This window comes from Pseudomonas rhizozeae, assembly GCF_031583775.1.
Taxonomy (GTDB): domain Bacteria; phylum Pseudomonadota; class Gammaproteobacteria; order Pseudomonadales; family Pseudomonadaceae; genus Aquipseudomonas.
In genome coordinates, this window is the sequence record NZ_JAVLSB010000045.1 from 56,631 (window position 1) to 81,822 (window position 25,192).

26 protein-coding genes are annotated in these 25,192 nt (G+C 61.9%); 15 read left to right on the plus strand and 11 right to left on the minus strand.

What is annotated here, in order from left to right:
• The first annotated feature begins 41 nt into the window (after positions 1-41).
• The 9 genes from ehuC to RG836_RS14725 all read left to right on the plus strand — a co-directional run bounded on the left by ehuC (position 42) and on the right by RG836_RS14725 (position 6,533).
• The gene (gene ehuC, locus RG836_RS14685) at positions 42-704 is read left to right on the plus strand and encodes an ectoine/hydroxyectoine ABC transporter permease subunit EhuC (RefSeq protein WP_310846676.1); all 663 of its coding nucleotides are present in this window, start codon (positions 42-44) and stop codon (positions 702-704) included.
• The gene (ehuD, locus tag RG836_RS14690; RefSeq protein ID WP_310846679.1) at positions 701-1,366 is read left to right on the plus strand and encodes an ectoine/hydroxyectoine ABC transporter permease subunit EhuD; all 666 of its coding nucleotides are present in this window, start codon (positions 701-703) and stop codon (positions 1,364-1,366) included. Before ehuC ends, ehuD begins: the two co-directional genes overlap by 4 nt.
• 5 nt (positions 1,367-1,371) lie before the next feature.
• Complete coding sequence (locus tag RG836_RS14695; RefSeq protein ID WP_409078088.1) at positions 1,372-2,133, plus strand: amino acid ABC transporter ATP-binding protein; 762 nt, start codon at positions 1,372-1,374, stop codon at positions 2,131-2,133.
• Between the two features lie 41 nt (positions 2,134-2,174).
• Entirely contained in the window at positions 2,175-3,467 is a 1,293-nt protein-coding gene (locus tag RG836_RS14700) for an amidase family protein (protein WP_310846685.1), read from the plus strand.
• Positions 3,468-3,482: 15 nt separating this feature from the next.
• The gene (locus RG836_RS14705; protein ID WP_310846688.1) at positions 3,483-3,866 is read left to right on the plus strand and encodes an ectoine synthase; all 384 of its coding nucleotides are present in this window, start codon (positions 3,483-3,485) and stop codon (positions 3,864-3,866) included.
• Positions 3,838-4,995: a DUF2817 domain-containing protein gene (locus tag RG836_RS14710; protein WP_310846691.1), complete on the plus strand. Its 1,158-nt coding sequence runs from the start codon at positions 3,838-3,840 to the stop codon at positions 4,993-4,995. Before RG836_RS14705 ends, RG836_RS14710 begins: the two co-directional genes overlap by 29 nt.
• A 23-nt stretch (positions 4,996-5,018) precedes the next feature.
• A complete protein-coding gene (locus RG836_RS14715) occupies positions 5,019-5,867 on the plus strand; it encodes a VOC family protein (RefSeq protein ID WP_310846694.1) in 849 nt (282 codons plus the stop codon).
• A gap of 74 nt (positions 5,868-5,941) precedes the next feature.
• Positions 5,942-6,163 carry a hypothetical protein gene (locus RG836_RS14720; protein ID WP_310846697.1) on the plus strand — a complete coding sequence of 74 codons (222 nt, stop codon included), beginning with the start codon at positions 5,942-5,944 and terminating at the stop codon, positions 6,161-6,163.
• 121 nt (positions 6,164-6,284) lie between these two features.
• Entirely contained in the window at positions 6,285-6,533 is a 249-nt protein-coding gene (locus RG836_RS14725) for a DUF1652 domain-containing protein (RefSeq protein WP_310846700.1), read from the plus strand.
• 12 nt (positions 6,534-6,545) lie between these two features.
• Here RG836_RS14725 and RG836_RS14730 read toward each other — a convergent pair whose 3' ends face one another.
• The gene (locus RG836_RS14730; RefSeq protein WP_310846703.1) at positions 6,546-6,971 is read right to left on the minus strand and encodes a hypothetical protein; all 426 of its coding nucleotides are present in this window, start codon (positions 6,969-6,971) and stop codon (positions 6,546-6,548) included.
• A gap of 142 nt (positions 6,972-7,113) precedes the next feature.
• On the opposite strand from RG836_RS14730, the gene RG836_RS14735 reads away from it, so the two are divergent.
• The gene (locus RG836_RS14735; RefSeq protein ID WP_310846706.1) at positions 7,114-7,317 is read left to right on the plus strand and encodes a hypothetical protein; all 204 of its coding nucleotides are present in this window, start codon (positions 7,114-7,116) and stop codon (positions 7,315-7,317) included.
• A gap of 174 nt (positions 7,318-7,491) precedes the next feature.
• Here the strand turns inward: RG836_RS14735 and RG836_RS14740 are convergent, their stop codons facing one another.
• Together RG836_RS14740 and RG836_RS14745 are read right to left on the minus strand one after the other, a co-directional pair.
• On the minus strand, positions 7,492-7,722 hold the full coding sequence (locus tag RG836_RS14740) for a hypothetical protein (RefSeq protein ID WP_310846709.1): 231 nt from the start codon (positions 7,720-7,722) through the stop codon (positions 7,492-7,494).
• 243 nt (positions 7,723-7,965) lie between these two features.
• Positions 7,966-9,003 (minus strand): DNA topoisomerase IB, encoded by a 1,038-nt coding sequence (locus RG836_RS14745; RefSeq protein ID WP_310846712.1) that lies wholly within the window; start codon positions 9,001-9,003, stop codon positions 7,966-7,968.
• Between the two features lie 425 nt (positions 9,004-9,428).
• Between RG836_RS14745 and RG836_RS14750 the strand changes: the two genes are divergently transcribed.
• From RG836_RS14750 to RG836_RS14765, 4 genes are all read left to right on the plus strand, one after another.
• On the plus strand, positions 9,429-9,884 hold the full coding sequence (locus RG836_RS14750) for a (2Fe-2S)-binding protein (RefSeq protein WP_310846715.1): 456 nt from the start codon (positions 9,429-9,431) through the stop codon (positions 9,882-9,884).
• A gap of 38 nt (positions 9,885-9,922) precedes the next feature.
• A complete protein-coding gene (locus tag RG836_RS14755) occupies positions 9,923-12,091 on the plus strand; it encodes a xanthine dehydrogenase family protein molybdopterin-binding subunit (protein ID WP_310846718.1) in 2,169 nt (722 codons plus the stop codon).
• A gap of 1 nt (position 12,092) precedes the next feature.
• The gene (locus tag RG836_RS14760) at positions 12,093-12,674 is read left to right on the plus strand and encodes a hypothetical protein (protein ID WP_310846721.1); all 582 of its coding nucleotides are present in this window, start codon (positions 12,093-12,095) and stop codon (positions 12,672-12,674) included.
• 71 nt (positions 12,675-12,745) lie between these two features.
• On the plus strand, positions 12,746-13,714 hold the full coding sequence (locus RG836_RS14765; protein WP_310846724.1) for a sensor domain-containing diguanylate cyclase: 969 nt from the start codon (positions 12,746-12,748) through the stop codon (positions 13,712-13,714).
• On the opposite strand, the gene RG836_RS14770 is transcribed toward RG836_RS14765, so the two are convergent.
• Positions 13,711-14,982: an amidase gene (locus RG836_RS14770; RefSeq protein ID WP_310846726.1), complete on the minus strand. Its 1,272-nt coding sequence runs from the start codon at positions 14,980-14,982 to the stop codon at positions 13,711-13,713. The two genes, RG836_RS14765 and RG836_RS14770, sit on opposite strands and share 4 nt — an antisense overlap.
• The gene (locus RG836_RS14775; protein WP_310846729.1) at positions 14,979-15,404 is read right to left on the minus strand and encodes a VOC family protein; all 426 of its coding nucleotides are present in this window, start codon (positions 15,402-15,404) and stop codon (positions 14,979-14,981) included. Before RG836_RS14775 ends, RG836_RS14770 begins: the two co-directional genes overlap by 4 nt.
• A gap of 109 nt (positions 15,405-15,513) precedes the next feature.
• On the opposite strand from RG836_RS14775, the gene RG836_RS14780 reads away from it, so the two are divergent.
• A complete protein-coding gene (locus RG836_RS14780) occupies positions 15,514-16,368 on the plus strand; it encodes a LysR family transcriptional regulator (protein WP_310846730.1) in 855 nt (284 codons plus the stop codon).
• Between the two features lie 420 nt (positions 16,369-16,788).
• Here the strand turns inward: RG836_RS14780 and fabI are convergent, their stop codons facing one another.
• The 6 genes from fabI to RG836_RS14810 are packed head-to-tail and all read right to left on the minus strand — an operon-like array spanning position 16,789 to position 24,989.
• Positions 16,789-17,583 (minus strand): enoyl-ACP reductase FabI, encoded by a 795-nt coding sequence (fabI, locus tag RG836_RS14785; RefSeq protein WP_310846733.1) that lies wholly within the window; start codon positions 17,581-17,583, stop codon positions 16,789-16,791.
• A 21-nt stretch (positions 17,584-17,604) separates the two neighbouring features.
• Positions 17,605-19,215: an ABC transporter ATP-binding protein gene (locus RG836_RS14790; RefSeq protein WP_310846736.1), complete on the minus strand. Its 1,611-nt coding sequence runs from the start codon at positions 19,213-19,215 to the stop codon at positions 17,605-17,607.
• A 1-nt stretch (position 19,216) separates the two neighbouring features.
• A complete protein-coding gene (locus RG836_RS14795) occupies positions 19,217-20,236 on the minus strand; it encodes an ABC transporter permease (RefSeq protein ID WP_310846738.1) in 1,020 nt (339 codons plus the stop codon).
• A 1-nt stretch (position 20,237) separates the two neighbouring features.
• A complete protein-coding gene (locus RG836_RS14800; protein WP_310846740.1) occupies positions 20,238-21,311 on the minus strand; it encodes a microcin C ABC transporter permease YejB in 1,074 nt (357 codons plus the stop codon).
• Between the two features lie 4 nt (positions 21,312-21,315).
• On the minus strand, positions 21,316-23,160 hold the full coding sequence (locus RG836_RS14805; protein WP_310846741.1) for an extracellular solute-binding protein: 1,845 nt from the start codon (positions 23,158-23,160) through the stop codon (positions 21,316-21,318).
• Entirely contained in the window at positions 23,157-24,989 is a 1,833-nt protein-coding gene (locus RG836_RS14810) for an extracellular solute-binding protein (RefSeq protein ID WP_310846743.1), read from the minus strand. The genes RG836_RS14805 and RG836_RS14810 overlap by 4 nt, the downstream gene beginning before the upstream one ends.
• Positions 24,990-25,192: the final 203 nt, after the last annotated feature.

Below are 25,192 nucleotides of genomic sequence, written 5' to 3' on the forward strand. Positions count from 1 at the left end.
GGGCGCCGGACCAGGCGCCCTGTTTGAACAGGAACGTGCCAATGGAAGTGGTGTGGGCGTATCGATTCGAATTTCTCTCCGGACTCTGGTGGACCGTACGCCTGGCCGTGGTGTCGGCGCTGCTGGCCCTGGTGCTGGCGTTTATCGCCGGTATCGCCCGGTCGTCACGCTCGCGTTGGTTGAACGTGCCGGCCACGCTGTACGTGGAATTTTTTCGTGGCACGTCGGCCTTGGCGCAGTTGTTCTGGCTGTTCTATGTGCTGCCGTACCTGGGCATCGATCTGACGCCGTTCGAGTGTGGAGTCATCGGTCTGGGCCTGTGCTTCAGCGCTTACGGTGCGGAAGTGGTGCGCATGTGCATCGACGCCGTGCCCCAGGGGCAACTGGATGCCGCCGCCGCGTTGAACCTCGGTCGCGCCCAGACCCTGCGAGTGGTGGTGCTGCCCGAAGCCATGATCATGATGATGCCGCTGTTCAATAACTTGCTGATCGAGCTGATCAAAGCTACGTCGCTGGTGTCGCTGATCACCATTCCCGACCTGGCGTTCCAGGCCAAATCGATCATTTCCAAAACCTATCAGTCCGGCGCCGTGTTGCTGGTGACGCTGGTGATGTACCTGCTGATTTCGTTGCTGGTGTCGTCGTCGATGCGCAAGCTTGAGCGTTTGCTGTCCCGCGGCCGGCGGCTGGGGAGTGACCGATGACACTGGACTTCTCATGGTCGTTCGCGGCGCAGATCAGCCCGGCGCTGGCACGCGGCGCGGGGGTAGCCTTTATCGCGGCCATCGGCGGATTTTTTGTGGCGCTGCTGGTGGGCGCGGTGCTGGCGGGGTTGCAGCGCTCCAAACGCTGGTGGCTGGCGCTTACCGGGCGGTGGCTGATGGAGTTGCTGCGTTCGACGCCGTTGCTGATTCAGGTGTACTTCCTGTTTTTCGTGTTGCCGGGCTGGGGCATCGTGCTTGAACCCGTGACCACCGGCGTGGTTGCCCTGGGTCTCTATCACGGCGCATACGTCGCCGAAGCCTACCGCGCAGTGCTCGACAACCTGCCGGCCGGGCAATGGGACGCGGCGCACAGCCTGCGGTTCTCCCGGTACCACGCTTATCGCTACCTGATGTTGCCGCAGATGGTTCTGCCGTTGACCCCGGCGCTCGGCAACACCTTTATCACCATGCTCAAGGACACGCCGATCCTGGCCGCCGTGTCGGTGCCGGAACTGATGTTCGCCGCCAACGACGTCGGTGCGCAGAGCTTCCGTTACGTAGAGCCCATTACCCTCGCCGCATTGGCGTATCTGTTCATGAGTGGAGTCGCGGCGCTGGTGGTCTGGCTGCTGCGCAACTGGATAAAAGGTCGCTACCAATGAGCGAAATGATTGCCTTCGACAAGGTCAGTAAACGCTTCGGCGACACCGTGGTGCTGGATGATTTCAGCTTTACCCTGAACCGTGGCGACAAGGTGGCGATCATCGGCCCCAGTGGCTCGGGCAAGTCCACGCTGTTACGCATCATCATGGCGCTGGACGGTATCGATAACGGCAAGGTGTCACTCAACGGTGAGCCGTTGTGGCACGCGTCGGCGGGCAAGAACCTGATCGTGCCGAGTCGCAAGCATCTGCACCGCATGCGCAGCCTGGTCGGCATGGTGTTCCAGAATTTCAACCTGTTCCCCAACCTGACGGCGCTGGGCAATGTCGCCACCGCGCCGCATCTGGTCCTGGGCCTGTCGCGCCGGGATGCCGAAGCGCGCGGCCGTGCGCTGCTGGAGCAAGTGGGCCTGGGCGATAAGCTCGACCAGTATCCCGCCACGCTGTCCGGCGGGCAGCAACAGCGGGTGGCGATTGCGCGGGCCATGGCACTGGAACCGAAAATCATGTTGTTCGACGAAGCCACCTCGGCCCTTGACCCCGAGCGGGTTGGCGAGGTGCTGGAGGTGATGCGGGTGCTGGCCGATGAGCGCGACCTGACCATTGTCGTAGTCACGCACCAGATCGGTGTGGCGCGGGCCATCGCCGACCGCATCTGCTTTATGGAAAACGGAAAAATACTGGAGCAGGGCGCGCCCGCGGCGCTGCTCGACGCGCCGCAGAACGATCGCACCCGGGCGTTCCTGCGCGCGGTGCATTTGAGTTGATCCCGGCGACATCACTGAGCGTTAGCCAACGAGGAAAGGGCATGTCATTCAGCGAACATATTGCCGAGCAGGGCCAGCGCATCGACCGTTATCGCGCCGGGCAGGGCGTGGCGATTCTGCAGCAGCGCGCGGCCGAGGCGCAGGTTCAGGCGCAGGCCTGGGACCAATTGGCGGGGTCGGTGGTTGCGCCGCTTACTGGCCTGAGCGTGGCGGTCAAAGCCTGTTTCGATGTGCGCGGCTGGCGCACGACCGCCGGTTCCCGGGTGCTCGACGATCAGCCGCTGGCCAGCGCCGACGCGCCGCTGGTGGCCGCGCTTAGCCGCTGCGGCGCGGTGGTCACGGCGCAAACCAACATGACCGAGTTTGCATTCGGGGCCTTGGGCATCAACCCGCATTTCGGCACCCCGGTGACCCCGCTTGACCCCGCCGGGCAGCGGATTGCCGGCGGCTCGACGTCCGGCGGCGCGGTGGCCGTGGCGTTGGGGCTGGCGGACCTGGCGTTGGGCAGCGACACCAGCGGTTCGGTGCGGATTCCCGCCGCGTTTTGCGGCGTCAGCGGATTCAAACCCAGCCGCGGGCGCTACAGCGACGGCGGGATGATTTTCCTTTCGCCGTCATTCGATGTGCCGGGGTTTATTGCGCGGGATGTCGAGATGCTGTTGCGGGTCGATCAGGCATTGTTGCCGCAAGAGGTGACGCCCACTGCCGCCCTTGATCTGCGGGGCCGACGCTTCCTGGTACCGGAGCGCTTTGCCCTCGAATACGCCGATGCGGCGGTCACCGGGGCATTTCATGCCGCCCTCGACACCTTGCAACGCCAGGGCGCGCAACTGGTCGAGGTGGATTGGCCGGAGCTCGCGCACTACGGCGAAGTGGCCGTCGAGGGCGGCATCATCATCGCCGAAGCCTTCGCCTGGCACCGCGCGTATCTGCAAAGCCGCGCGCCGTTGTACGACCCGCGGGTCGGGCCGCGGATTGCCCTTGGCGATCAGGTCAAGGCCAGCGCCTATTTCAACGCCCAACAGACCTTGAGCCGCTATGCGCGGGACTTCCATCAACGCCTTGAACCTTTCGAAGCGTTGCTGCTACCCACGGTGCCGATCCTGCCGCCGACCCTGGCGGAACTGCACATCGACGCCGAGTATTACCGCACCAATCGCCTGGCATTTCGCCTCACAGAAGTGGCCAACCGGATCGATGCACCCAGCATCAGTGTGCCGATCAACACCGGGGAACCCATTGGCTTGTGCCTCACCGGTCACCGAGGGCGTGACCGGCGCTTATTGCATCTGTCCGCAGCCGTACAAGCTGCGCTGCACTCATCACTGAACTGAAACGAGGAGCCTTTCATGATCGTACGTACCCTGGCCGAACTCAGCCAAACGCCCAACCACGTGGTGACGGATGAATGGCGCAGCACGCGCCTGGTGGTGAAGTCCGATGGCGTCGGTTACTCCGTGCACCACACGGTGGTCCCTGAGGGCAGCACCGTTCATTGCCATTACAAGCATCACTACGAAACCAATTACTGCATCGCCGGCGAAGGCGAAGTGTTGCACGTCGACAGCGGCGAGACGTTCCCGGTAACGGTCGGTACGGTGTACGCGCTGGATCAGCACGATCAGCACGTATTGAAAGCCACCAAAGGCGATCTACACCTGGTGTGCGTGTTCAACCCGCCAATCCAAGGCGACGAAACCCACAATGCCGATGGCGGCTATGACCTCGGTTGAGCGTCAGTCGCTGCCGGGCGAACATCGGTTGCTCAACTACACCGATCATTTCAGCGCCACCTACGAGACCGCCCGCAGCAAGTTTCGCCGGGCGGTGGCCGCGGCCAATGGCGCGCTGACTCAGCATCGACAGCCCTGCGTCCTCGGCGCATTGGCCGAGGAGCTGACCATCGACGTCGGGCATGTTGGCAACCGGTCCGGCACCAAGCAGTTGATCATGATCAGTGGCACCCACGGCCTGGAAGGTTTTGCCGGTTCGGCACTGCAACACGCCTGGCTGCGCCAACTGCAGGAGGTACCGCTGGATCAGCAGGTCGGCGTGCTGTTGATTCATGGCTTGAATCCGTTCGGCTTCTCCCATGGATCGCGCACCACGGCCAATGGCGTGGACCTGAATCGCAATTTCATCGATCACAGCGCGCCACCCCAAGCCAATCCGCATTACGCGCAGCTGCATCCCTGGTTGGCGCCGCAGCAATGGAACAGTGATTCGCTCCAGTCCGGCGAGGCGGCCATCGCGGCGTTTCGTGCCCTGCATGGCGATGACGTCTACTTTGATGCCTTCGCCGGCGGCCAATACCGGTTTGCGCAAGGCGTGTGTTTCGGCGGGTTTTCGGCCGAATGGGAACACCTGACGCTACGGAACATCGTCTGCGCGGCCGTCGGTCATGCCGAGCAGGTAGCGGTTATTGACTGGCATACCGGTATTGGGGAATACGGCCAGCCGTTTTTCCTCAATTTCAGCCTGGCCGATTCCGTCGCGCACGAGGTTGATCGCTGGTGGGGGCAGGACACCGCTGGCGCGGCTCGCCCCCATGGCCGCCGGCGGCCGGCCTATCAGGGCCTGGTGTTTCACGGCATTAACGCGTTCCTGCCGCGCAGCACGGTGGCGGGCGGCGTCGTCGAGTTCGGCACCCGTGGCCCGGTGGCGGGCGATCAGGCCATCCGCCAGGATCTCTGGTTACGCAACTACGGCCATCTGGTGCCCGAGGACGTGCGAGTGCAATTGCACGCCGATCTGCTCGATTCGCTCAACCCGGTTTCATACCAATGGCGCGAAGCGGTCCTGCACAACGGGTTGCCCATCATCCAGTCGACCCTCGAGGGGCTGACGCGCTGGGCGGCTTGAACATGACATTGAGGAGTCAGCACATGGGTTCGACATTTTTACTGGATCACCTGGTGATTGCAGTCAGTGACTTGCAACAGGCCAGCGCTGATTATCAAGCGCTGGGGTTCAACGTGGTGGTCGGTGGTCAACATCAGCATGCGCCCACGCAAAATGCGCTGGTGTACTTCGCCGACGGTACTTACCTCGAGTTGATCGAGTGGACGGCACCGGCGCCGGGTGAAAAATGGTACGAACAATTGACCCGCCAGGGAGAAGGGCTGGTCGACTTCGCGTTTGTGCCCTCGGACATCGGCGCGGCGATTGCCCAGGCCAAGACCCGGGGCGTCGTCTACCGTGGGCCGATTGACGGGTCGAGGATCAAACCATCGGGTGAGCACGTGCGCTGGCAACTGGGCTGGCCGGCGTTTCATGGCCTGCCGTTCCTGTGCGGCGACATCACGCCCCGGGCGCTGCGGGTGCCGGAGGGGGCGGTGCGCGAACATCCGAATCAGGCTTTGGGCATTACCTCGATTGCCATACGCGTGGACGACCTGGAGGTGGCGGTCGGCGCTTACCAGGCTTTGGTGGGCGCTGACAGCGAAGCATCGTGGCGCGAGCGTCATTCGCTGCCAGACCAGGGTTTGGAGGTCGTGAGTATTCCATTGGGACAGACGCAATTGCACCTTGTGGCGGCTGCGGTCGCCGAGGATTCACCCGCCGCCCAGGCATTTCGCCACGCGCTGCGAACCCAAGGGCAGGGCGTGTACCGACTGTGCATCAGCGCCACGCCGGCCGAGGTGCCGACCGAGCTCTGCCACGGCGCTTCCTTGCGGCTGGCGTCCGAGCCTGTGTCATTGCTCGATCAAGTGAGCGAGTCCGGGCAACGTTGATCGGCCGGCAGGCAATCCAATGGAACGCCTGCCGGCCATTGGCCTCTACTCCATCACGACCATAGGGGGCCGCGATGAGAGAAGAACAGCGAAAGCAGGCGTTGGCGGCCTGGCGGCGGATATTTGCGCAATCCGGGCCCTACCTGGATGCGGAACACCGCTACAACCTGCTGCTGACGGGTGCCGATGAAATGGAACGGCAGCAACTGATTACCGCCGATGAGTGGCGCAAACTGGTGCAGCAGGCCGGTACGGCGTTCGCCCGGACTGCCGCGTGTATGGGTGGTGAAGGCTAGCGGGCGGCGGATTGAGCGATGGTTGGCAATTTTTGTCGCAAAATGTAGCGCGTTGCAAAACCCCGTCTACCCTGTACGAATTAAACAGCTCTCCAGTCAACGGACCCTCTGGGGGTGAGACATGGCGTTGCCCATTCAACATTTGTGTCAAACGCTGGAATCAGGCTTTTTGCCGCTGTCGTGCAGTTGCACGGTCAATGGCTGTGGGTCGCTGACCATCACGGTGACCGATCCGCTTTCCGGGCATATCGAGCTGTTGCTCAATGGCGTGTCGCCCGTGGGCTTCGACAGTGTTCGTGATATCGCCAATTTCATCGGCGAATTGCGCACCGAAATAAGCGCCGGGCGCCGAGCCTTCGCCGGCGCCTGATCGCTCCCGTCCCTATTTGTTTCTCCAGTCACCGCCGCGTGTCTCGCAGTCGATCTTCGCCTGGGCGAGATTCTGCGTTTCGTAATAAAACGTAGTAATGCGGGCGTTGGCCGGGATGTTGGCCGATTCACTGGATTTGTCTTTGCTCAGCGATTGCGGATTGGCCAGGGCTTCCTGGGTCAATGTCGCGGTGCAGGTGGCCTGATAGCGGTCACCGCAACTGGAAACCTTGTTTTTAGTGCTGCTGAGCATCTCTTTGCTTTCGTTACTGCACGACCAGGCGATCGCGTCGACGGGCATGTTTTCGTATTCGTAGCAGGTGTGGGTTTCCACGGCGGGGATTGAAGGGCTCTGCGAGCGGGTCAACACATCACAGCCTTCGGCCATGGCGGCGGCGGGGCAGAGCGCAGCGATCAACAGCAAGATGCGAGGGCCCATGGCGTGGACCTCCGTTCAAGGGTGATAAGGTTTTGAACGGCCGCTGAACTGACAGGTTCAATCTCTTTTGCATTAACCCGGCGCTCCCGAGTTCACAGGCTATAGTCAAACTCCCAAGCCACAAACAGAGTTGGAGTTTCCTATGAAACGGTTAGTACTGTTGATTGCCGCTTTGGCCGTTGCTACGCCGCTGTTCGCCGCTGAAACCAAAGAAGACTTGTGCAAACTGAACCTGCAAAAGCTGCGCGATCTGCGCCAGACGCCGGTCATGGGGCAGCCATTGCTCGGACAGATACAGAGCGACCGCAAGGGACGCCGAGACGGCGCAAAAAGCCAAGGATTATGACAAGTGCGTCAACCTGACGAACCGGGCGCTGGCCAATGTGCTCAAAGGCTCCAACACGAACTGACCGTTACACACAAGGCTGCCCGCTGAAACCCTGTGGCAGCCTTTGCCGGCCGGCCATCGCGGCCAGACGTTGGGTCCACTCTGTACGCCAGCCAGTGTCTGCTCGATCCTCTATCTGAACCGTGGCAGGCGCGGTTCACTGGGTTTGAGCGACGACAAGGTGCTGCGAATCAGCGGCGTATCTTTCTCGATATCGTTGAGCCGGTCGCGAATGCGTAGCGCGGTAGGGTGGCCGCCTTGGTGATCGACCCAGTCGGCGATTTCCTTGCAGGCTGCCGCGAGGCGGGCCTGGCGGGTATCCAGCAATGTCAGCAGGGTGGTGATGGACTCTTTTTCGGACATGGCGTACACCTCCAGTCAGCGTATCCAGGCAAATGGCAACAATGTGCTCGTATCGGGCGAGCTGTGGGTGGTTGGGGGGCTGGCTCGGTTGAGTATAGACCCGCCTGTCGCAACCGGCGGTTGAGCGATGACGTCAAGCCCCGGAAGTGACCGCATTGAGTCGGTCACGGCGTCACCGCAGCGATGGTGTGTCCCCATCAACTATAGAAGCTGATGGCGATCGTGCAAAAGATCAGCGACGGATCAGGCCGACTCGGCAGCCTGGGCCATTTTCTCGAGAAACATCGCCAGCCCGACTTCCTCCGCGCGCAAACCTCGCCGCGTCCGCGGCCGTGGCAGCTCAGCCAGGGCGCCGAGCAGGAAGCTGTCGAGCACCGCCGGGTGGATGTAGCACTTGCGGCACACCGCCGGCGTGTTGCCTAACTGCTTGGCGACGTTTTTCACCATGTCCACCACATGGCGCTTGGCGTCGGCCTCGGGTTCCCATTGCCGTTCGCGCAACACTGCCAGGGCCAGGGCGCTGCCGGCCCAGGTGCGGTAATCCTTGGCGGTGAAATCGGCGCCGGTGAGGTTTTGCAGGTAGGCGTTGACGTCCGACGAACTGACGGTGTGCCGCTCGCCATTGTCATCGAGGTACTGAAACAGGTTCTGCCCGGGGATTTCCAGGCAACGCTTGATGATCCGCGCCAGGCGTTGATCCTTGACGGTGATCTGGTGCTCGATGCCGCTTTTACCGCGGAACTGGAACAGAATCGCGCTGCCCTTGACCTCGACATGCTGGCTGCGCAGCGTGGTCAAACCATAGGAGCGATTGTCGCGGGCGTATTGAGTGTTGCCGACGCGGATCAGTGTGGCGTCGAGTAACGTGATGACCGTGGCCATGACCTTATCGCGACTGAAACCCGGCGTGGCCAGTAACGCTTCCAACTGCTTGCGCAGCTTGGGCAGCGCCATACCGAATTCCAGCAGCCGCGAATACTTGTCAGCGTCACGCACTTCGCGCCAGCGCGCGTGGTATCGATACTGCTTGCGCCCACGGGCATCGCGCCCGGTGGCTTGCAGGTGGCCACGGGGATCGGCGCAAATCCACACATCGGTGTAGGCCGGCGGCACCGCCAGCGAGTTGAGCCGTTTGATTTCATCCGGGTCCGTGATGCGTTGGCCCTGCGGGTCGAAATACTGGAACTTGCCGCGAAATTTCTTGCGGGTGATGCCCGGGGAAGTGTCGTCGACATAGTGCAGGTCGGGTGGCAGGGCATCTAACAGTACGACGTCGGGCATGGCAGTAGTCCTTGGCAATGATCAGGGGCCTGTCTTGCCATTGACCGCGAGGGTTCGTGGTCGTGCCGAAAAGTTGTTGGCAGTACGCGCACCATTTGCCCTTGGCAGCGCAACGTAAAGCAAAAGCGGGGGCCGCTACGCAGCCCAACGGGGGCAAGCCCCCTCGCCACAAAAGGCAAAGCAGATCAAAAGCGGATGCCCCCAAATCCCTGTGGGAGCTGGCTTGCCAGCGATGGCTGTTTGTCCGGCACTGAAGATTTTGCCGGTGTTCCTCTCCCGTCCACTCTTCCCCACGACCGGTTGTCGCTGAATCGTTCATCCCATGAATTTTGCGCTTAGCTGTATGGACAACCCGAGGCGCGCGTAGGCAACGCTTGCCACAGCGACGCCGTTTTCAGGACACCGTGAGTCCGAGGAAACCCGCAATGCTGACTCTCAATATCAATGGCAAGGACCAGGCGCTGGATGTCCCGGCGGACATGCCGCTGCTCTGGGTATTGCGCGACGTCGCGCACCTGACCGGGACCAAATTCGGCTGCGGCATGGCGCAGTGCGGGGCCTGCACGGTGCATGTCGATGGCGCGCCGCTGCGCTCCTGCATCACGCCGGCCACGGTGGTCGCCCACGGGCAGAAGATCGTCACCATCGAAGGCCTGTCCATCGATGGTTCGCACCCGGTGCAACGGGCGTGGGCCGAGATCGATGTGGTGCAATGCGGATACTGCCAGTCCGGGCAGATCATGTCGGCGGCGGCGCTGCTAGCCAAGATCCCGTCGCCTACCGACAGTGACATCGACCAGGCTCTGTCCGGCAATATTTGCCGCTGCGGCACCTATCCGCGCATCCGCGCTGCGGTCAAACGCGCCGCTGAACTCGGTTGAATACGCGGTGTTGCCCGATACGGATTGGAGGTCAGTTGATGAACAGTGTTCCTGCACCCTCGCGTCGTGGTTTTCTCAAAGGCAGCGCGCTGCTCGGCGGTGGTTTGCTGGTGGCGTTCGTGGTACCCGGCACTCGGCGATTTGTCCAGGCCGCCGAAGGGCAGGGCGATGCGTTTGCGCCCAATGCGTTTTTGCGGATCGCCAGTGATGGCACGGTCACCATGCTGCTCGGCCATGCGGAAATGGGCCAGGGCATCTGGACTGGCCTGACGATGTTGATTGCCGAAGAACTGCAAGCCGACTGGACGAAAATCCGCGTTGAACATGCCCCGGCGTCGGCTGCCGATTACGGCTTGCCGGCGTTCGGCGGCATGCAAATTACCGGCGGCTCGACCTCGACCTACATGGAGTTCGACCGCTACCGCCAGGCCGGCGCCGCCGCGCGGATGATGTTGCTGGAGGCCGCCGCCAAGCGCTTCAACCTGGCGCCTTCGCAATTGCGCGTAGAAAACGGCGTGGTGATCGGTGGCGAGCAGCGGGCCACGTACGGTGAATTGGCCGACGACGCCGGCCGCTTGCCGGTGCCGGATGCCGCCTCGATCAAGCTCAAGGATCCCGAGCAGTGGACGCTGATCGGCAAACCCACCAAACGCCTCGACAGCCCGGAGAAAATCACCGGCCGCGCCCGGTTCGGCATCGACGTGCAGTTCGACGGCTTGATGACTGCGATGGTGGCGCGTTCACCGACCTTTGGCGGCAGCGTCAAATCTTTTGAAGGCGCCGGCGCCCTAGCCATCCCAGGGGTCCACAAAGTGCTGCAGGTGCCCAGCGGCGTGGCGGTGATCGCCGATCACTACTGGGCGGCGAAACTGGGGCGCGATGCTTTGAAGATCGAATGGCATCCCGGGCCACACGCCGACCTCGACAGCCAGGCGCTGCTCAGCAGCTTCCGTAAACTCGCCGGCACACCGGGCACTTCCGCCAGCCGCGCCGGGGACAGCGACGCCGCATTGGCCAAGGCCAGCCAGAAAATAGAGGTCGAATACAGCGTGCCGTACCTGGCCCACGCGCCGATGGAGCCGCTCAATTGCACGGTGCAGATTACCGCTGACAAGTGCGAAATCTGGACCGGCACCCAGTTCCAGACCCTCGACCAGAACCTCGCCGCGAAGATCACCGGGCTCAAACCGGAACAAGTATTCATCCACACCGAATTCCTCGGCGGTGCGTTCGGTCGCCGTGCCAACCCGACCTCCGACTTTGTCGCCGAAGCGGTGGAAGTGGCCAAGGCTGCCGGAGCGCCGGTGAAAACCGTGTGGGCCCGCGAGGACGACATCCGTGGCGGCTACTACCGTTCGATGTTTCTGCATCAAGCCCGCGTCGGTCTCGGCCCGGATGGTTTGCCGCTGGCCTGGAAGCATGTGTTGGTGGGCCAGTCGATCATGGCCGGGACCCTGCTCGAGGCGGCAATGGTCAAGGACGGCATCGACACGACATCGGTCGAAGGCGTGGCTGACAGCCCCTACATTGGCGATGTGGCCGACCATCAGGTCGACCTGCATTCGCCGCAAACCGGCATCAGCGTGCTGTGGCTGCGATCGGTGGGGCATACCCACACCGGGTTCGTCATGGAATCGTTGATCGATGAACTGGCCAACGCGGCGGGCAAGGACCCGGTCGAGTACCGCCGCACCCTGCTGAAAAACCATCCGCGACATCTCGGCGTGCTCAACCTGGCAGCGGAGAAAGCCAATTGGGGCGCACCGCTGCCGGATGGGCATGCAGTGGGCGTTGCGGTGCATGAATCCTTTGGCAGCTACGTGGCGCAGGTGGTCGAGGTGTCGCAAGACAACCTCAACATCCGCGTGCACCGGGTGGTGTGCGCGGTGGATTGCGGCATCGCGGTCAACCCGGCGAGCATCGTCGCGCAGATGGAATCGTGCGTTACGTTTGGCTTGGGTTTCACGCTGCACAGCAAACTGACGCTCAAGGAAGGCCGGGTCGTGCAGTCCAACTACCACGATTACCGAGTGCTGCGGCTCAATGAAATGCCGGAGGTGCAGGTGCATATCGTGCCCAGCCGCGAGAAACCCGGCGGCATCGGCGAACCCGGCGTACCGCCGACGGCGCCTGCGGTGGCTAACGCGGTGTTCGCCTTGACCGGGCAGCGGTTGCGCGAGCTGCCCTTGCAACTGTCGGGGGTATGAGATGAAACGTCATCTAGTGTTGGGCTCTGTACTGCTGGTGGCCCTGGGTATCTACGCGACGGACGCCTGGTCGGCGGACCCGGAAGCGCTCAAGGCCTTCGACACGGTGCAGAAAGTGTTTCAGAGCCCGCGTTGCCAGAACTGCCACATTCCCGGGGATTCGCCGTTGCAGTTCGATGCCGGCCTGCCGCATCAAATGAACGTAGTGCGTGGCCTCGACGGCAAGGGTGCGGCGGGTTTGCCGTGTGCTACTTGCCATGCCGAAAGCAATCCTCCGGCCACTTACGGCCCTCATGCACCACCCGGCGCCCCCCACTGGAGTCTGCCGCCGGCGGCGCACAAAATGGCCTGGATCGGCCTGCCAGCAGACAAACTGTGCGCGATGATCAAGGACCGTGCGAGCAACGGCGATCGCGACTTCGCCGCGCTGATCAAGCACGTCAGCGACGACAAGCTGGTGCTGTGGGGCTGGAACCCCGGTGAAGGACGCGCGCCAGTGCCCGTGCCGCACGATATTTTTGTCGCCCAGTTCACCCGTTGGGCCGAGGCGGGCGGGCCGTGTCCGGTGGTCGCGGGTGGATGATCACCGTGCCAGTATTCTAGGGGGCGCGACTTTAGGCTAGGCTTTGGCTATAAAAGCCATTGGAGTGACCGATGCTCGCCCCGACTAAACCGCAGAATGAACCCGCCCGACTTCATACGCTGCATGCGTTGAATGTCCTCGATTCCGCGCCGGAAGAGCGTTTCGATCGCCTCACCCGGCTGGCCAAACGCCTGTTCAATGTGCCGATTGCCTTGGTCACGCTAGTGGATGCCGATCGGCAGTGGTTCAAGTCCAACGTCGGCCTTGATGCCAGCGAAACCCCGCGCAATGTATCGTTTTGCGGCCACGCGATCCTCAAGGATGAACTCCTGATGGTGCCCGACGCCGAGCAGGATGAGCGTTTTCATGACAACCCGCTGGTGGTCGGCGCGCCGGGTATCCGCTTCTACGCCGGTTGCCCGCTGAGCGTCGGTGATGGCGCGAAAATGGGTACGTTATGCCTGATCGACACCAAACCCCGCGAGCTCGACGACGAGGAGCGCGCCTTGCTGCGTGACCTGGCTGGCATGGCCGAGCAGGAGCTGATGGCGGTGCAACTGGCGAGCATGGATGAGCTGACGTTGCTGTCCAATCGGCGTGGCTTCAAGACCCTGGCGCAACTGGGTCTGGACGCCTGCGCGCGGATGGGCAAACCGGCGACGCTGCTGTTTTTCGACTTGAATGATTTCAAACAGATCAACGACCTTTACGGCCACGCCGAAGGTGACAGTGCGCTGAAGACCTTCGCCGATGTGCTGCGCATTGCCTTTCGCGAAAGCGATGTGGTCGGCCGGCTTGGCGGCGATGAGTTCGTTGCGCTGCTGACCGGTTCGAGCAACGTCGAAACCACCCGCATCATGGCGCGCCTCAAGGCGATCCTCGAAGAACGCAACGCCACCTTGCAGCGTGGTTACGCCATTCGCTTCAGCGTCGGCCAGATCGAGTACGACCCCAAGCGCCACGCCAGCATCGACCGCTTGCTGGAAGATGCCGACGAGGCGATGTACGCCCACAAGCAACTGACGCGCGTGGGGCGTTAAGCCTCGCCGTGCAGAGTCACGACCAGTTGCTCGGCAACGTTGAGCAACTGGCGGTCGCTGCGAAACCCGCCGATCACTTGCAGGCCAACTGGCAGGTGATTGCGCGCGCGCGGGAGGGGCAGGTTGACTTGCGGCCAGCCAAACGCGCCCCAGAACTTGATGAAGTCCGACGGTCCGGTGTTTTCCAGGCCCAACGGCGCGAGCATGCCACAGCAGGGGCTGAGCATGGCCTCGAACGGTTCGCAGAGCTGTTGCAGGCGCGGTGCCAGGGCAGCGAGTCGCGCCTTGGCGGCGGACTCCTGTTCCCAACTGGTGGCCATGCCGCGTTCGATCATGGCCAGGGTCGACGGGCTTAACTGTGACTTGTGGCCGTGAAACTCCGTGGCCAATGACCGTGCACCTTCGCAGTCATTGATCAGCAAGTGGTCATCGAACACGCCGTCGAACTCGCTGGGCAATTGCACCTCGCTGACGCGATGACCGCCCGCGCGCAGTTGCTCGATGCCTTGCTCGAGTGCTTGCGCGACGTCGGGGTCGACGTCGTGCCAGCGCGGGGTACGGCAGAATCCCAGGTTCAAGGAATGGGATTCCAGCGGCAGCGGGGTGAACCCCGGGATCAACACCCGCGCCACCAATTGCAAGTCGCGCACCGAACGGCCATACCAGCCCAAGGTGTCGAAACTTGGTGCCAACGGCTTGATGCCTTCCAGCGACACCAGCCCCAACGATGGCTTGAACGCCAGCAGGCCGCAGTAGGACGCCGGTTTCAGCAGGGAGCCGGCGGTTTGCGTACCCAAGGCAACCGCGAAGAAGCCCGCCGCCATTCCGGCCGCCGAGCCGGCGCTGGAACTGCCCGGAGTACGTTCAGGGTCGTGGGGGTTGCGTGTCGGCCCGGTGTGCATATAGGCGAATTCGGTGGTGTGGGTCTTGCCCATCACCAGCGCCCCGGCCTGTCGCAGCAACGTGAGGGCGTGGGCATCGCGCGATGGTTGGTGCCCGGCATAGATGGGGGAGAAGTACTGCGTCGGCTGATCGGCGCTGTCGATGATGTCCTTGATCCCCACCGGTACGCCGGCCAGCAAACCCTGGCCGGTGTGCAGGGTTGCCTGTGCGCGGACGGCGTCGGCATCGAACGCGACGAAGGCCTGGATCTGCGGTTCTCGCTGCTGGATCTGCGCGAGGAAAGCTTCAGCCACTTCGCCAGTGCTGACGAGCCCTCGCTGTACCTGCTTGGCAATGGCTGTTGCGTCCTGAGTTGCGAGACTCATTTGGCGAACAACTGGTCGATGTTCTTGAATGCCTTGAATTCCAGGGCATTGCCGCACGGGTCGAACAGGAACATGGTCGCTTGCTCGCCAACCAGCCCTTGGAAGCGAATGCCCGGTTCGATCACGAATTGGGTGCCCAAGCTGCTCAAGCGTTGAGCCAGGGCTTCCCATTCCGGCATGCTCAACACCACACCAAAATGCGGGACTGGCACGTTGTGGCCGTCCACGGCGTTGGTGTGGGCGGCTTCCTGGGACGCAGTTTTCGGATGTTCGTGGATCACCAGCTGATGGCCGAAAAAGTTGAAATCCACCCACTGCGCGCTGGAGCGGCCTTCTTCAAGGCCAAAGATTTCACGGTAAAAATGCCGCGCGGCGGCCAGGTCGAACACGGGAATGGCCAGGTGAAACAGGGAAATCTGCATGGGACTTGCCTCTAGATAGGGAATGCTTGCAGTTTAGCGCTGTGAAATGTGATTGAAAGACGATAGTTTTTGCATCCAGCTCAAATTATTTCGATCAATCGAGACGCTTATGCTGCGCGAACTGAAGACATTTATTGCGGTGACACGCCACGGGACCTTAGCGGCGGCGGGTATGCACATTGGCCTGACGCAGTCAGCGGTCAGCGCACAGATGCGCAACCTCGAGCAGGCGCTGGGTATTCGCCTGTTTGACCGCACCGGGCGCCAAGCGATTTTGAATGCGGCGGGGCTGCGGGCCTTACCAATGGCACGCGAGATGCTGGACACCTTCAGCCGCATGGCGCTGATGGAGGACGTTAGCGAGTATCGCGGCGAGCTGAAAATCGGCGCGGTGGCCACCGTCCAGACCGGCCTGCTGCCCGCTGCACTGGTGCGCTTGCGAGAACAGGCGCCGCTGCTGGAGCCGAAACTGGTGCCGGGGGTGTCGCTGAACCTGCTGAGCCAGGTCGACGCCGGTGAGGTGGACCTGGCGATCCTGATCAAACCGCCCTTTGAATTGCCTAAAGAACTGCATGCACAGGTGATCCGCCGCGAGCCATTTGTACTGATCGTGCCCCCGGAACTGCCGGGCGACGACCCGCTGGCCTTACTCGCCGAGCAACCGCTGGTGCGCTATGACCGCAGTTCATTTGGCGGACGGCTGGTGACACGGTTCCTGCGCGAACAGCGGATCGACGTGCGGGTAGCGCTGGAGCTGGATGAACTGGAGGCCATCGTCAAAATGGTCGAACACGGCCTTGGCGTCGCCCTGATGCCCAAGGCCGGCCTGTGGCTCGACTATGGCGCCAACGTGCGCATCGTCCCGCTGGGGCAATACACCTTCCACCGCGAACTGGTCCTGCTGCAACGGCACAGCCAGACACACGTGCCGATTCAGCAATTGTTTGCGCGGTGTCTGGCGTAAATCTCCCAACCACCGCGAAAATCCTGTGGTGGGACCGAGCCTGCTCGCGAAGAGGGTGTGCCAGTCGATGATGCGCTGGATGTACCGCCGCCTTCGCGGGCAAGCCCGCTCCCACAGGTGTTGTGGTGTACCGATAATTTGAGGCTGACCAAGATCAACTGTCGGTATACCCATAATCTGAGGCTGACCAGGATCTCCTTTTGGGTCTTGTGGGTGTACTGATAATCTGCGGATGGTCGAGGTCCCTGTGGGAGCGGGCTTGCCCGCGATGGCGTCATCACATTCAACACCTTCAATGGCTGACCCACTGCTTTCGCGAGCAGGCTCGCTCCTACCTTTTTTGCACCGAGGGGCAGCCAGATTCCAGGCATAAAAAAACCCGCCGGTCTCGGCGGGTTTTTCAGTGGGTCAAGCTGAAGATCACTCTTCGAGGTTACCCATGGCGGTGGTGTTGAAGCCGCCGTCGACGTACATGATTTCACCGCTGATGCCCGACGCCAGGTCAGAGCACAGGAAGGCGCCGGCGTTGCCGACTTCGTCGATGGTGACGTTGCGACGCAGCGGGGTTTGCGCTTCGTTGGCGGCCAGCATTTTGCGGAAGTTTTTGATGCCGGAAGCGGCGAGGGTGCGGATCGGGCCAGCCGATACGGCGTTGACGCGGGTGCCATCCGGGCCCAGGGAGCCAGCCAGGTAACGCACGCCGGCTTCCAGCGAAGCCTTGGCCATGCCCATCACGTTGTAGTTCGGCATGGTGCGCTCGGCGCCCAGGTACGACAGGGTCAGCAGGCTGCCGTTGCGGCCCTTCATCAGTTCGCGGCCAGCCTTGGCCAGGGCCACGAAGCTGTAGGCGCTGATGTCGTGAGCGATGCGGAAACCTTCGCGGGTGGTGGCTTCGGTGAAGTCGCCGTCCAGTTGGTCGCCCGGGGCGAAGCCGACGGAGTGCACGATGCAGTCCAGGCCGTCCCACTTTTTGCTCAGTGCTTCGAAGACCTTGGCAATTTCTTCGTCGCTGGCCACGTCGCACGGGAAGCACAGTTCAGGGCTCGAACCCCAGCCTTGTGCGAACTCTTCGACACGACCCTTGAGTTTGTCGTTCTGATAAGTGAAGGCAAGCTCAGCGCCCTCGCGATGCATGGCGGCGGCGATGCCGTATGCGATGGACAGCTTGCTGGCGACACCGACGATCAGTACGCGCTTACCGGCGAGAAAACCCATGTGTTGCTCCTCTCTTTCAGGTTATTGCGCAGTGGCCGGTGCCAAAAAAGCGGCTTCCAGCAACTGCTGTGTATACGGATGTTGGGGGGCGGCAAAGATACTTTGCGCGTCTCCCTGTTCGACCACTTGGCCATGCTTGACCACCATCAACTGGTGGCTGAGCGCTTTGACGACAGCCAGGTCATGGCTGATAAACAGATACGTCAGGTTGTACTTGGTTTGCAGTGACCGTAAAAGCTCCACCACTTGCCGTTGCACCGTGCGGTCGAGGGCCGAGGTCGGCTCGTCCAGCAGGATCAACGCCGGTTTGAGCACCAGGGCCCGGGCTATGGCGATACGCTGCCGTTGCCCACCGGAAAATTCGTGGGGGTAGCGGTGCCGGGTGTCCGGGTCCAGGCCTACCTCCGTAAGTGCCGCAATAATCGCCAGTTCCTGCTCGGCCGGCGTGCCGATCCCATGGATGCGCAAGCCTTCGCCAACGATCTGGCTCACGCACATCCGCGGGCTCAGGCTGCCGAACGGGTCCTGAAACACCACTTGCATCTCCCGCCGCAACGGCCGGATTTGTTGCTGAGACAGGCAGTCGAGCTGCTGGCCCTCAAAGCGAATCGCACCTTTGCTGCCGATCAACCGCAAAATTGCCAGGCCCAGGGTCGACTTGCCGGAACCACTCTCGCCCACGATCCCGAGAGTCTGGCCCTGGGGCAGGCTGAAGTTGATGCCGTCGACTGCCTTGACGTAATCCACCGTGCTTTTCAGCAAGCCCTTTTTGATCGGAAACCAGACTTTCAGGTCCTCGACTTCCAGCAAAGGCTTGCCCACCGCGTTGGTTGCCGGGTTACCCCGGGGCTCCGCCGCCAGCAGGATCCGAGTGTACGGATGCTGTGGTGCGCGGAACAACTCTTCGCACGATGCCTGTTCGACGATGCAACCGCGCTGCATGACACATACGCGATGCGCAATTCTTTTGACCAGGTTCAAATCATGGCTGATCAGCAGCAACGCCATGCCCAGGCGAGCCTGCAACTGCTTGAGCAATTCGAGGATTTTCAGTTGCACGGTGACGTCGAGGGCGGTGGTCGGTTCGTCGGCGATCAGCAATTCCGGCTCGTTGGCCAGGGCCATGGCGATCATCACCCGCTGGCGCTGGCCACCGGACAGTTCGTGGGGCAGGGCCTTGAGGCGCTTGTGCGGTTCCGGGATGCCGACCATTTCCAGCAGCTCCAGGGTGCGCCGGGTCGCCACTTTGCCGGTCAAGCCTTTGTGAATGCCCAGCACTTCGTTGATCTGCTTCTCGATCGAGTGCAGCGGGTTCAGCGAGGTCATCGGTTCCTGGAAAATCATCGCGATGCGGTTACCGCGGATGTGGCGGATGGTTTTCTCTTTCAGGTCGAGCAGGTTTTGCCCGGCGTAACCGATGGTTCCGGACGGGTGGCGGGCCAGTGGATAAGGCAACAGGCGCAGGATCGAGTGCGCGGTCACCGATTTGCCGGAACCGCTTTCTCCCACCAACGCCAGGGTTTCGCCGCGCTTGATGTCGAAGCTGACGTTCTCCACCACCCGCTGGCAGCGATCGCCCAGGACAAACTCGACGGACAGGTCGCGCACTTCGATCAGGTTTTCGGGATTCATATCACTTCCTCGGGTCGAAGGCATCGCGAGCAGACTCGCCGATGAACACCAGCAAACTCAACATCACCGCCAGCACCGCAAACGCGCTCATGCCCAGCCACGGCGCTTGCAGGTTGGACTTGCCCTGGGCCACCAGTTCGCCGAGGGACGGCGCGCCGGGCGGCAGGCCGAAACCGAGGAAATCCAGGGCGGTGAGGGTGCCGATGGCGCCGGTGAGGATGAACGGCATGAACGTCATGGTCGAGACCATGGCATTGGGCAGGATGTGGCGGAACATGATCGCGCCATTCTGCATGCCCAGTGCCCGCGCTGCGCGCACGTATTCGAGGTTGCGGCCGCGCAGGAACTCGGCGCGCACCACGTCCACCAGGCTCATCCACGAGAACAGCAGCATGATCCCCAGCAGCCACCAGAAGTTTGGCTGCACGAAACTGGCGAGAATAATCAGCAGGTACAGCACCGGCAGCCCCGACCAGATCTCCAGGAAACGCTGGCCGGCGAGGTCGACCCAGCCGCCGTAGAAGCCCTGCAGGGCGCCGGCAATCACGCCGATGATCGAGCTCAGCAGGGTCAGGGTCAGGGCGAACAGCACCGACACCCGGAACCCGTAGATCACCCGCGCCAGTACGTCGCGGCCCTGGTCGTCGGTGCCCAGCAGGTTGACCGAGGAGGGCGGGGCCGGGGCCGGGACTTTCAGGTCGTAATTGATGCTCTGGTAGCTGAACGGGATCGGCGCCCAGAGAATCCACGCGTCCTTGGCCTTGAGCAATTCGCGGATGTAGGGGCTCTTGTAGTTGGCCTCCAGCGGGAACTCGCCGCCGAACGCAGTTTCCGGGTAGCGCTTGATCGCCGGGAAATACCAACTGTTGTCGTAGTGCACCGCCAGCGGCTTGTCGTTGGCGATTAGCTCGGCGCCCAGACTCAGCCCGAACAGAATCAGGAACAGCCACAGCGACCACCAGCCACGCTTGTTGGCCTTGAACAGCTCGAACCGACGGCGGTTGAGAGGGGACAGGTTCATCTCAATGCTCCCGGTTTTCGAAGTCGATGCGCGGATCGACCAGGGTGTAGGTGAGATCGCCGATCAGTTTCACCACCAGCCCCAGCAGGGTGAAGATGAACAGGGTGCCGAACACCACCGGGTAATCACGGTTGATCGCCGCTTCAAAACTCATCAGGCCAAGGCCATCGAGGGAGAAAATCACTTCCACCAGCAGCGAGCCGGTAAAGAAGATGCCAATGAACGCCGAGGGGAAGCCGGCAATCACCAGCAGCATCGCGTTGCGAAACACGTGGCCGTAGAGCACCCGATGGCGGGTCAGGCCCTTGGCCTTGGCGGTGACCACATATTGTTTATTGATCTCGTCGAGGAAGCTGTTTTTGGTCAGCAGGGTCATGGTCGCGAAGTTGCCGATCACCAGCGCGGTGACCGGCAGCGCCAGGTGCCAGAAGTAATCGAGCACTTTGCCGCCCATGCTCATCTCATCGAAGTTGTTCGAGGTCAGCCCGCGCAACGGGAACCAGTCGAAATAACTGCCGCCGGCAAACACCACGATCAGCAGGATGGCGAACAGGAACGCCGGGATCGCGTAGCCGACGATGATCGCCGAACTGGTCCAGACGTCGAAGTGGCTGCCGTGCCGCGTGGCCTTGGCGATCCCCAGCGGGATCGACACCAGGTACATGATCAGCGTGCTCCATAACCCGAGGGAAATGGACACTGGCATCTTTTCCTTGATCAGGTCGATGACCTTGGCGTCGCGGAAAAAGCTGTCACCGAAATCCAGGGTCGCGTAGTTCTTGACCATGATCCACAAACGCTCCGGCGCCGATTTGTCGAAGCCGTACATGTGCTCGATTTCCTTGACCAGCGCCGGATCCAGGCCTTGGGCGCCGCGGTAGCTGGAACCGGCGACCGACACTTCGGCACCGCCGCCGGCGATTCGGCTGGTGGCGCCTTCGAAACCTTCGAGCTTGGCGATCATTTGTTCCACCGGGCCACCGGGGGCGGCCTGGATGATCACGAAGTTGATGAGCAAAATGCCGAACAGGGTCGGGATAATCAGCAACAGTCGCCGAAAAATATACGCCAGCATCTGATTACTCCGTGCCTATGACAGGGTCGGCCTGCAATTTGGTTTCGATCTCGATGGCCGGCTTGGCGTCCGGTTTGACCCACCAAGTGGCGATGCCGACATCATATTTGGCGGTGACCTTGGGGTGACCGATGTGATTCCAGTAGGCCACGCGCCAGGTCTTGATGTGCCAGTTGGGGATCACGTAATAGCCCCATTGCAGCACGCGGTCCAGTGCCCGGGCGTGGGCCACCAGGCTGCGGCGCGAATCGGCGTTGATCAGCGATTCCACCAAGTGATCGATGCTCGGGTCTTTCAGGCCCATGGAGTTGCGACTGCCGGGCTTGTCGGCAGCGGCCGACATCCAGAATTCACGCTGTTCGTTACCCGGTGAACTGGACTGCGGGAAACTGCCGACGATCATGTCGAAGTCCCGCGAACGCACGCGGTTGATGTACTGCGAGACGTCGACCCGGCGAATCACCAGATCAATGCCAAGGTCGCTGAGGTTGCGCTTGAACGGCAACAACACTCGCTCGAACTCGGTTTGCGCCAGCAGGAATTCGATGGTCACCGGTTTGCCTTGGGCGTCGACCATTTTGTCGTCGACGATCCGCCAGCCGGCCTCTTGCAGCAGTTGATAGGCCTTGCGCTGCTGGTTGCGGATCATGCCGCTGCCATCGGTTTGCGGGTTCTGGAAGGCTTCAGTGAACACCTGCTCGGGAATCTGCCCGCGATACGGTTCGAGTATCGCCAGTTGATCGGCGTCCGGCAGGCCGGTGGCGGCCATTTCCGAGTTTTCAAAGTAACTGCGGGTGCGCGCGTAGGCGCTGTTGAACAGTTGCTTGTTAGTCCACTCGAAATCCAGCAGCAAACTCATCGCCTGCCGCACGCGCACATCCTGGAACGTGCTGCGGCGCAGGTTAAAGACGAAGCCCTGCATGCCGGTCGGGTTGCCGTTGGAGATCTGCTCCTTGATCAAGCGACCTTCGGTGACCGCCGGGATGTTGTAGGCGTTTGCCCAATTCTTCGCGGTCATTTCCAGCCAGTAATCGAACTGCCCGGCCTTCAACGCTTCCAGCGCCACGGTGTTGTCGCGGTAGTAATCGGTGGTCATCACGTCGAAGTTGTAGAAGCCGCGATTGACCGGCAGGTCCTTGCCCCAATAGTCCTTGACCCGTTCGTAACGCACCGAGCGCCCGGCCTTGACCTGGGTGACCTTGTAGGGCCCGCTGCCGAGAGGGATTTCCAGGTTGCCCTTGTTGAAATCCCGGCTCGCCCACCAATGCTTGGGCAGCACCGGCAGTTGCCCGAGGATCAGCGGCAGCTCGCGGTTGTTGCTGTGCTTGAACTTGAACAGCACGGTCAGCGGATCTTCCGCGACCGCTTCCGCCACATCGTTGTAATAGCCGCGATAGAGCGGGGCGCCGTCCTTGATCAAGGTTTCGAAACTGAACACCACGTCTTCGGCGTGGATTGGATGGCCATCGTGGAACCGTGCTTCGGGCCGCAGGTAAAAGCGCACCCAGCTATTGTCCGGCGCCTTTTCGATCTTGCCCGCCACCAGGCCGTACTCGGTGAAGGGTTCGTCCAGCCCTTGCTTGGCCAGGGTGTCGTAGATCATGCCGACGTCATCGGCCGGCACCCCTTTGTTAATGAACGGATTGAGGCTGTCGAAGCCGCCGAACCCGGCCTGGCGGAAAATCCCGCCCTTGGGTGCATCAGGGTTCACGTAATCGAAATGCTTGAAATCCGCCGGGTATTTCGGCGGCTCGTTGTACAGGGTCAGGGCATGTTGCGGGGCGGCGCACGCCAGTCCGGCAAATAGCAGACCGCTGCCCAGCAACAGCCGGGCGCGTAGAGACGTCATTGATCTTTCTCCGAAGACTTCAGCCACCACGCGCTCAACCCAAGGGTGTAAGGCGGCGTGGCGACAAAGGCAAACCGGTTGCGGTAGGCCAAGCGATGATAGTTGATGTACCAGTTCGGGATCATGTAGTGCTGCCACAGTAACACTCGGTCCAGCGCCTTGCCGGCCGCCACTTGCTGATCGCGGGTTTGCGCCGCCAGCAGTTGCTCGAGCAAGTGGTCGACCACCGGGTTGCTGATGCCCGCGTAATTCTTGCTGCCCTTGACCGAGGCCTGGCTGGAGTGGAAGTACTGCCACTGTTCCAGGCCCGGGCTGAGGGTCTGATTGAGAGTCAGGGAGATCATGTCGAAGTCGAATTGATCCAGGCGTTGCTTGTACTGCGCGCGGTCGACGGTGCGCAGGCGCGCGTCGATGCCGATGCTGGCGAGGTTTTCCACGTAGGGCTGGATGAAGCGCTCCAGGCTCGGGTTGACCAGCAGGATTTCTATCCGCAGCGGCTGTCCGGCGGCGTTCAGCATGCGTTGCCCGTCGAGCTTCCAGCCCGCCGTGCTCAACAGCATAAGGGCTTGGCGCATGGTGTCGCGTGGAATGCCGCGGCCGTCGGTCTGCGCCAGGCTGAAGGGCTCGGTGAAGAGCTTGGCCGGCAATTGTTCGCGGTAGGGCTTGAGCATCAGCCACTCGTGGCCGACCGGCAGGCCGGTGGCGGAGAATTCGCTGTTAGGGTAATAACTCATGGCGCGCTTGTAGGCGCTGCTGAACAGGGTGCGGTTGGTCCACTCGAAGTCGAACATCAACCCCAGCGCTTCGCGAACCCGCTGATCGGCGAAGGCCGGCCGCCGGGTGTTCATGAACAGGCCCTGGGTCTGGGTCGGGATCTGGTGCGGGATCTGCGCCTTGATCACGTCGCCTCGGCGCACCGCCGGGAAGTTGTAGCCGTTGTCCCAATTCTTCGCCTGATGCTCGATATAAATGTCGAACTCACCGGCCTTGAATGCTTCGAACGCGACGTCGCTGTCGCGGTAGAACTCCACTTCCATGCGATCGACGTTGTACTTGCCGCGATTGACCGCCAGGTCCTTGCCCCAGTAATCCTTGACCCGCTGAAAAATGATCTGCCGCCCCGGCGTCACCGAGGTAATCCGGTACGGTCCGCTGCCCAGCGGTGGCTCGAAGGTGGTGGCCTTGAAGTCGCGATCCTTCCAGTAATGCTGCGGCAACACTGGCAACTCCCCGAGGCGCAGGATCAGCAGCGGATTGCCGGCACGCTTGAAGACAAAACGGATGCGCTGCGAATTGAGGATGTCGACCCGCAGCACTTCCTGCAACGCGGTGCGATATTGCGGGTGACCGTCCTTGAGCAGCAGGCGATAGGAGAACGCCACGTCATAGGCAGTGATCGGTGTGCCATCGTGAAACCGCGCTTCCGGGCGCAGGTTGAACACCACCCAACTGCGGTCCTCGCTGTATTCTACTGACTGTGCGATCAGGCCATAGCTGGAGGTCGGCTCATCGCCGGACGGCGCGTACTGGCCAGTGCCGACCATCAAGGGTTCGTTCAGCTCATTGATGCCGTATTGCAGGAAATTGGCCGTGGACACCGGGCTCGAGCCCTTGAAGGTGTAGGGGTTGAGCGTATCGAAGGTGCCAAATGCCATGACCCGCAAGGTACCGCCCTTGGGCGCTTGCGGGTTGACCCAGTCGAAGTGGGTAAATCTGGCCGGGTACTTGAGCGTGCCGAACTGCGCGTAACCATGGCTTTCAGTCACCGTCGCACTCGCAGGGAAGCTCAAGGCCAGGCTGATCAGGAACAGGAGGAGGGGACGCTTCAAATCAGAGATCCGATCCAGACGCTTGGGCTGTGATGTGGCCGTACAGTAACAGCTTGTATCGACAGGAAAAAGACAGGGGGTTAATGCGGGGTTAATCGAGCGCGGTGGCGCAGGTATTTAGTCGCTTAGAGCCTGTGTCCGGTCTACACAAACCTGTGGTGAAGGGGCTTGCCCCCTCACCACAAAGGCACCAGAAACAACAA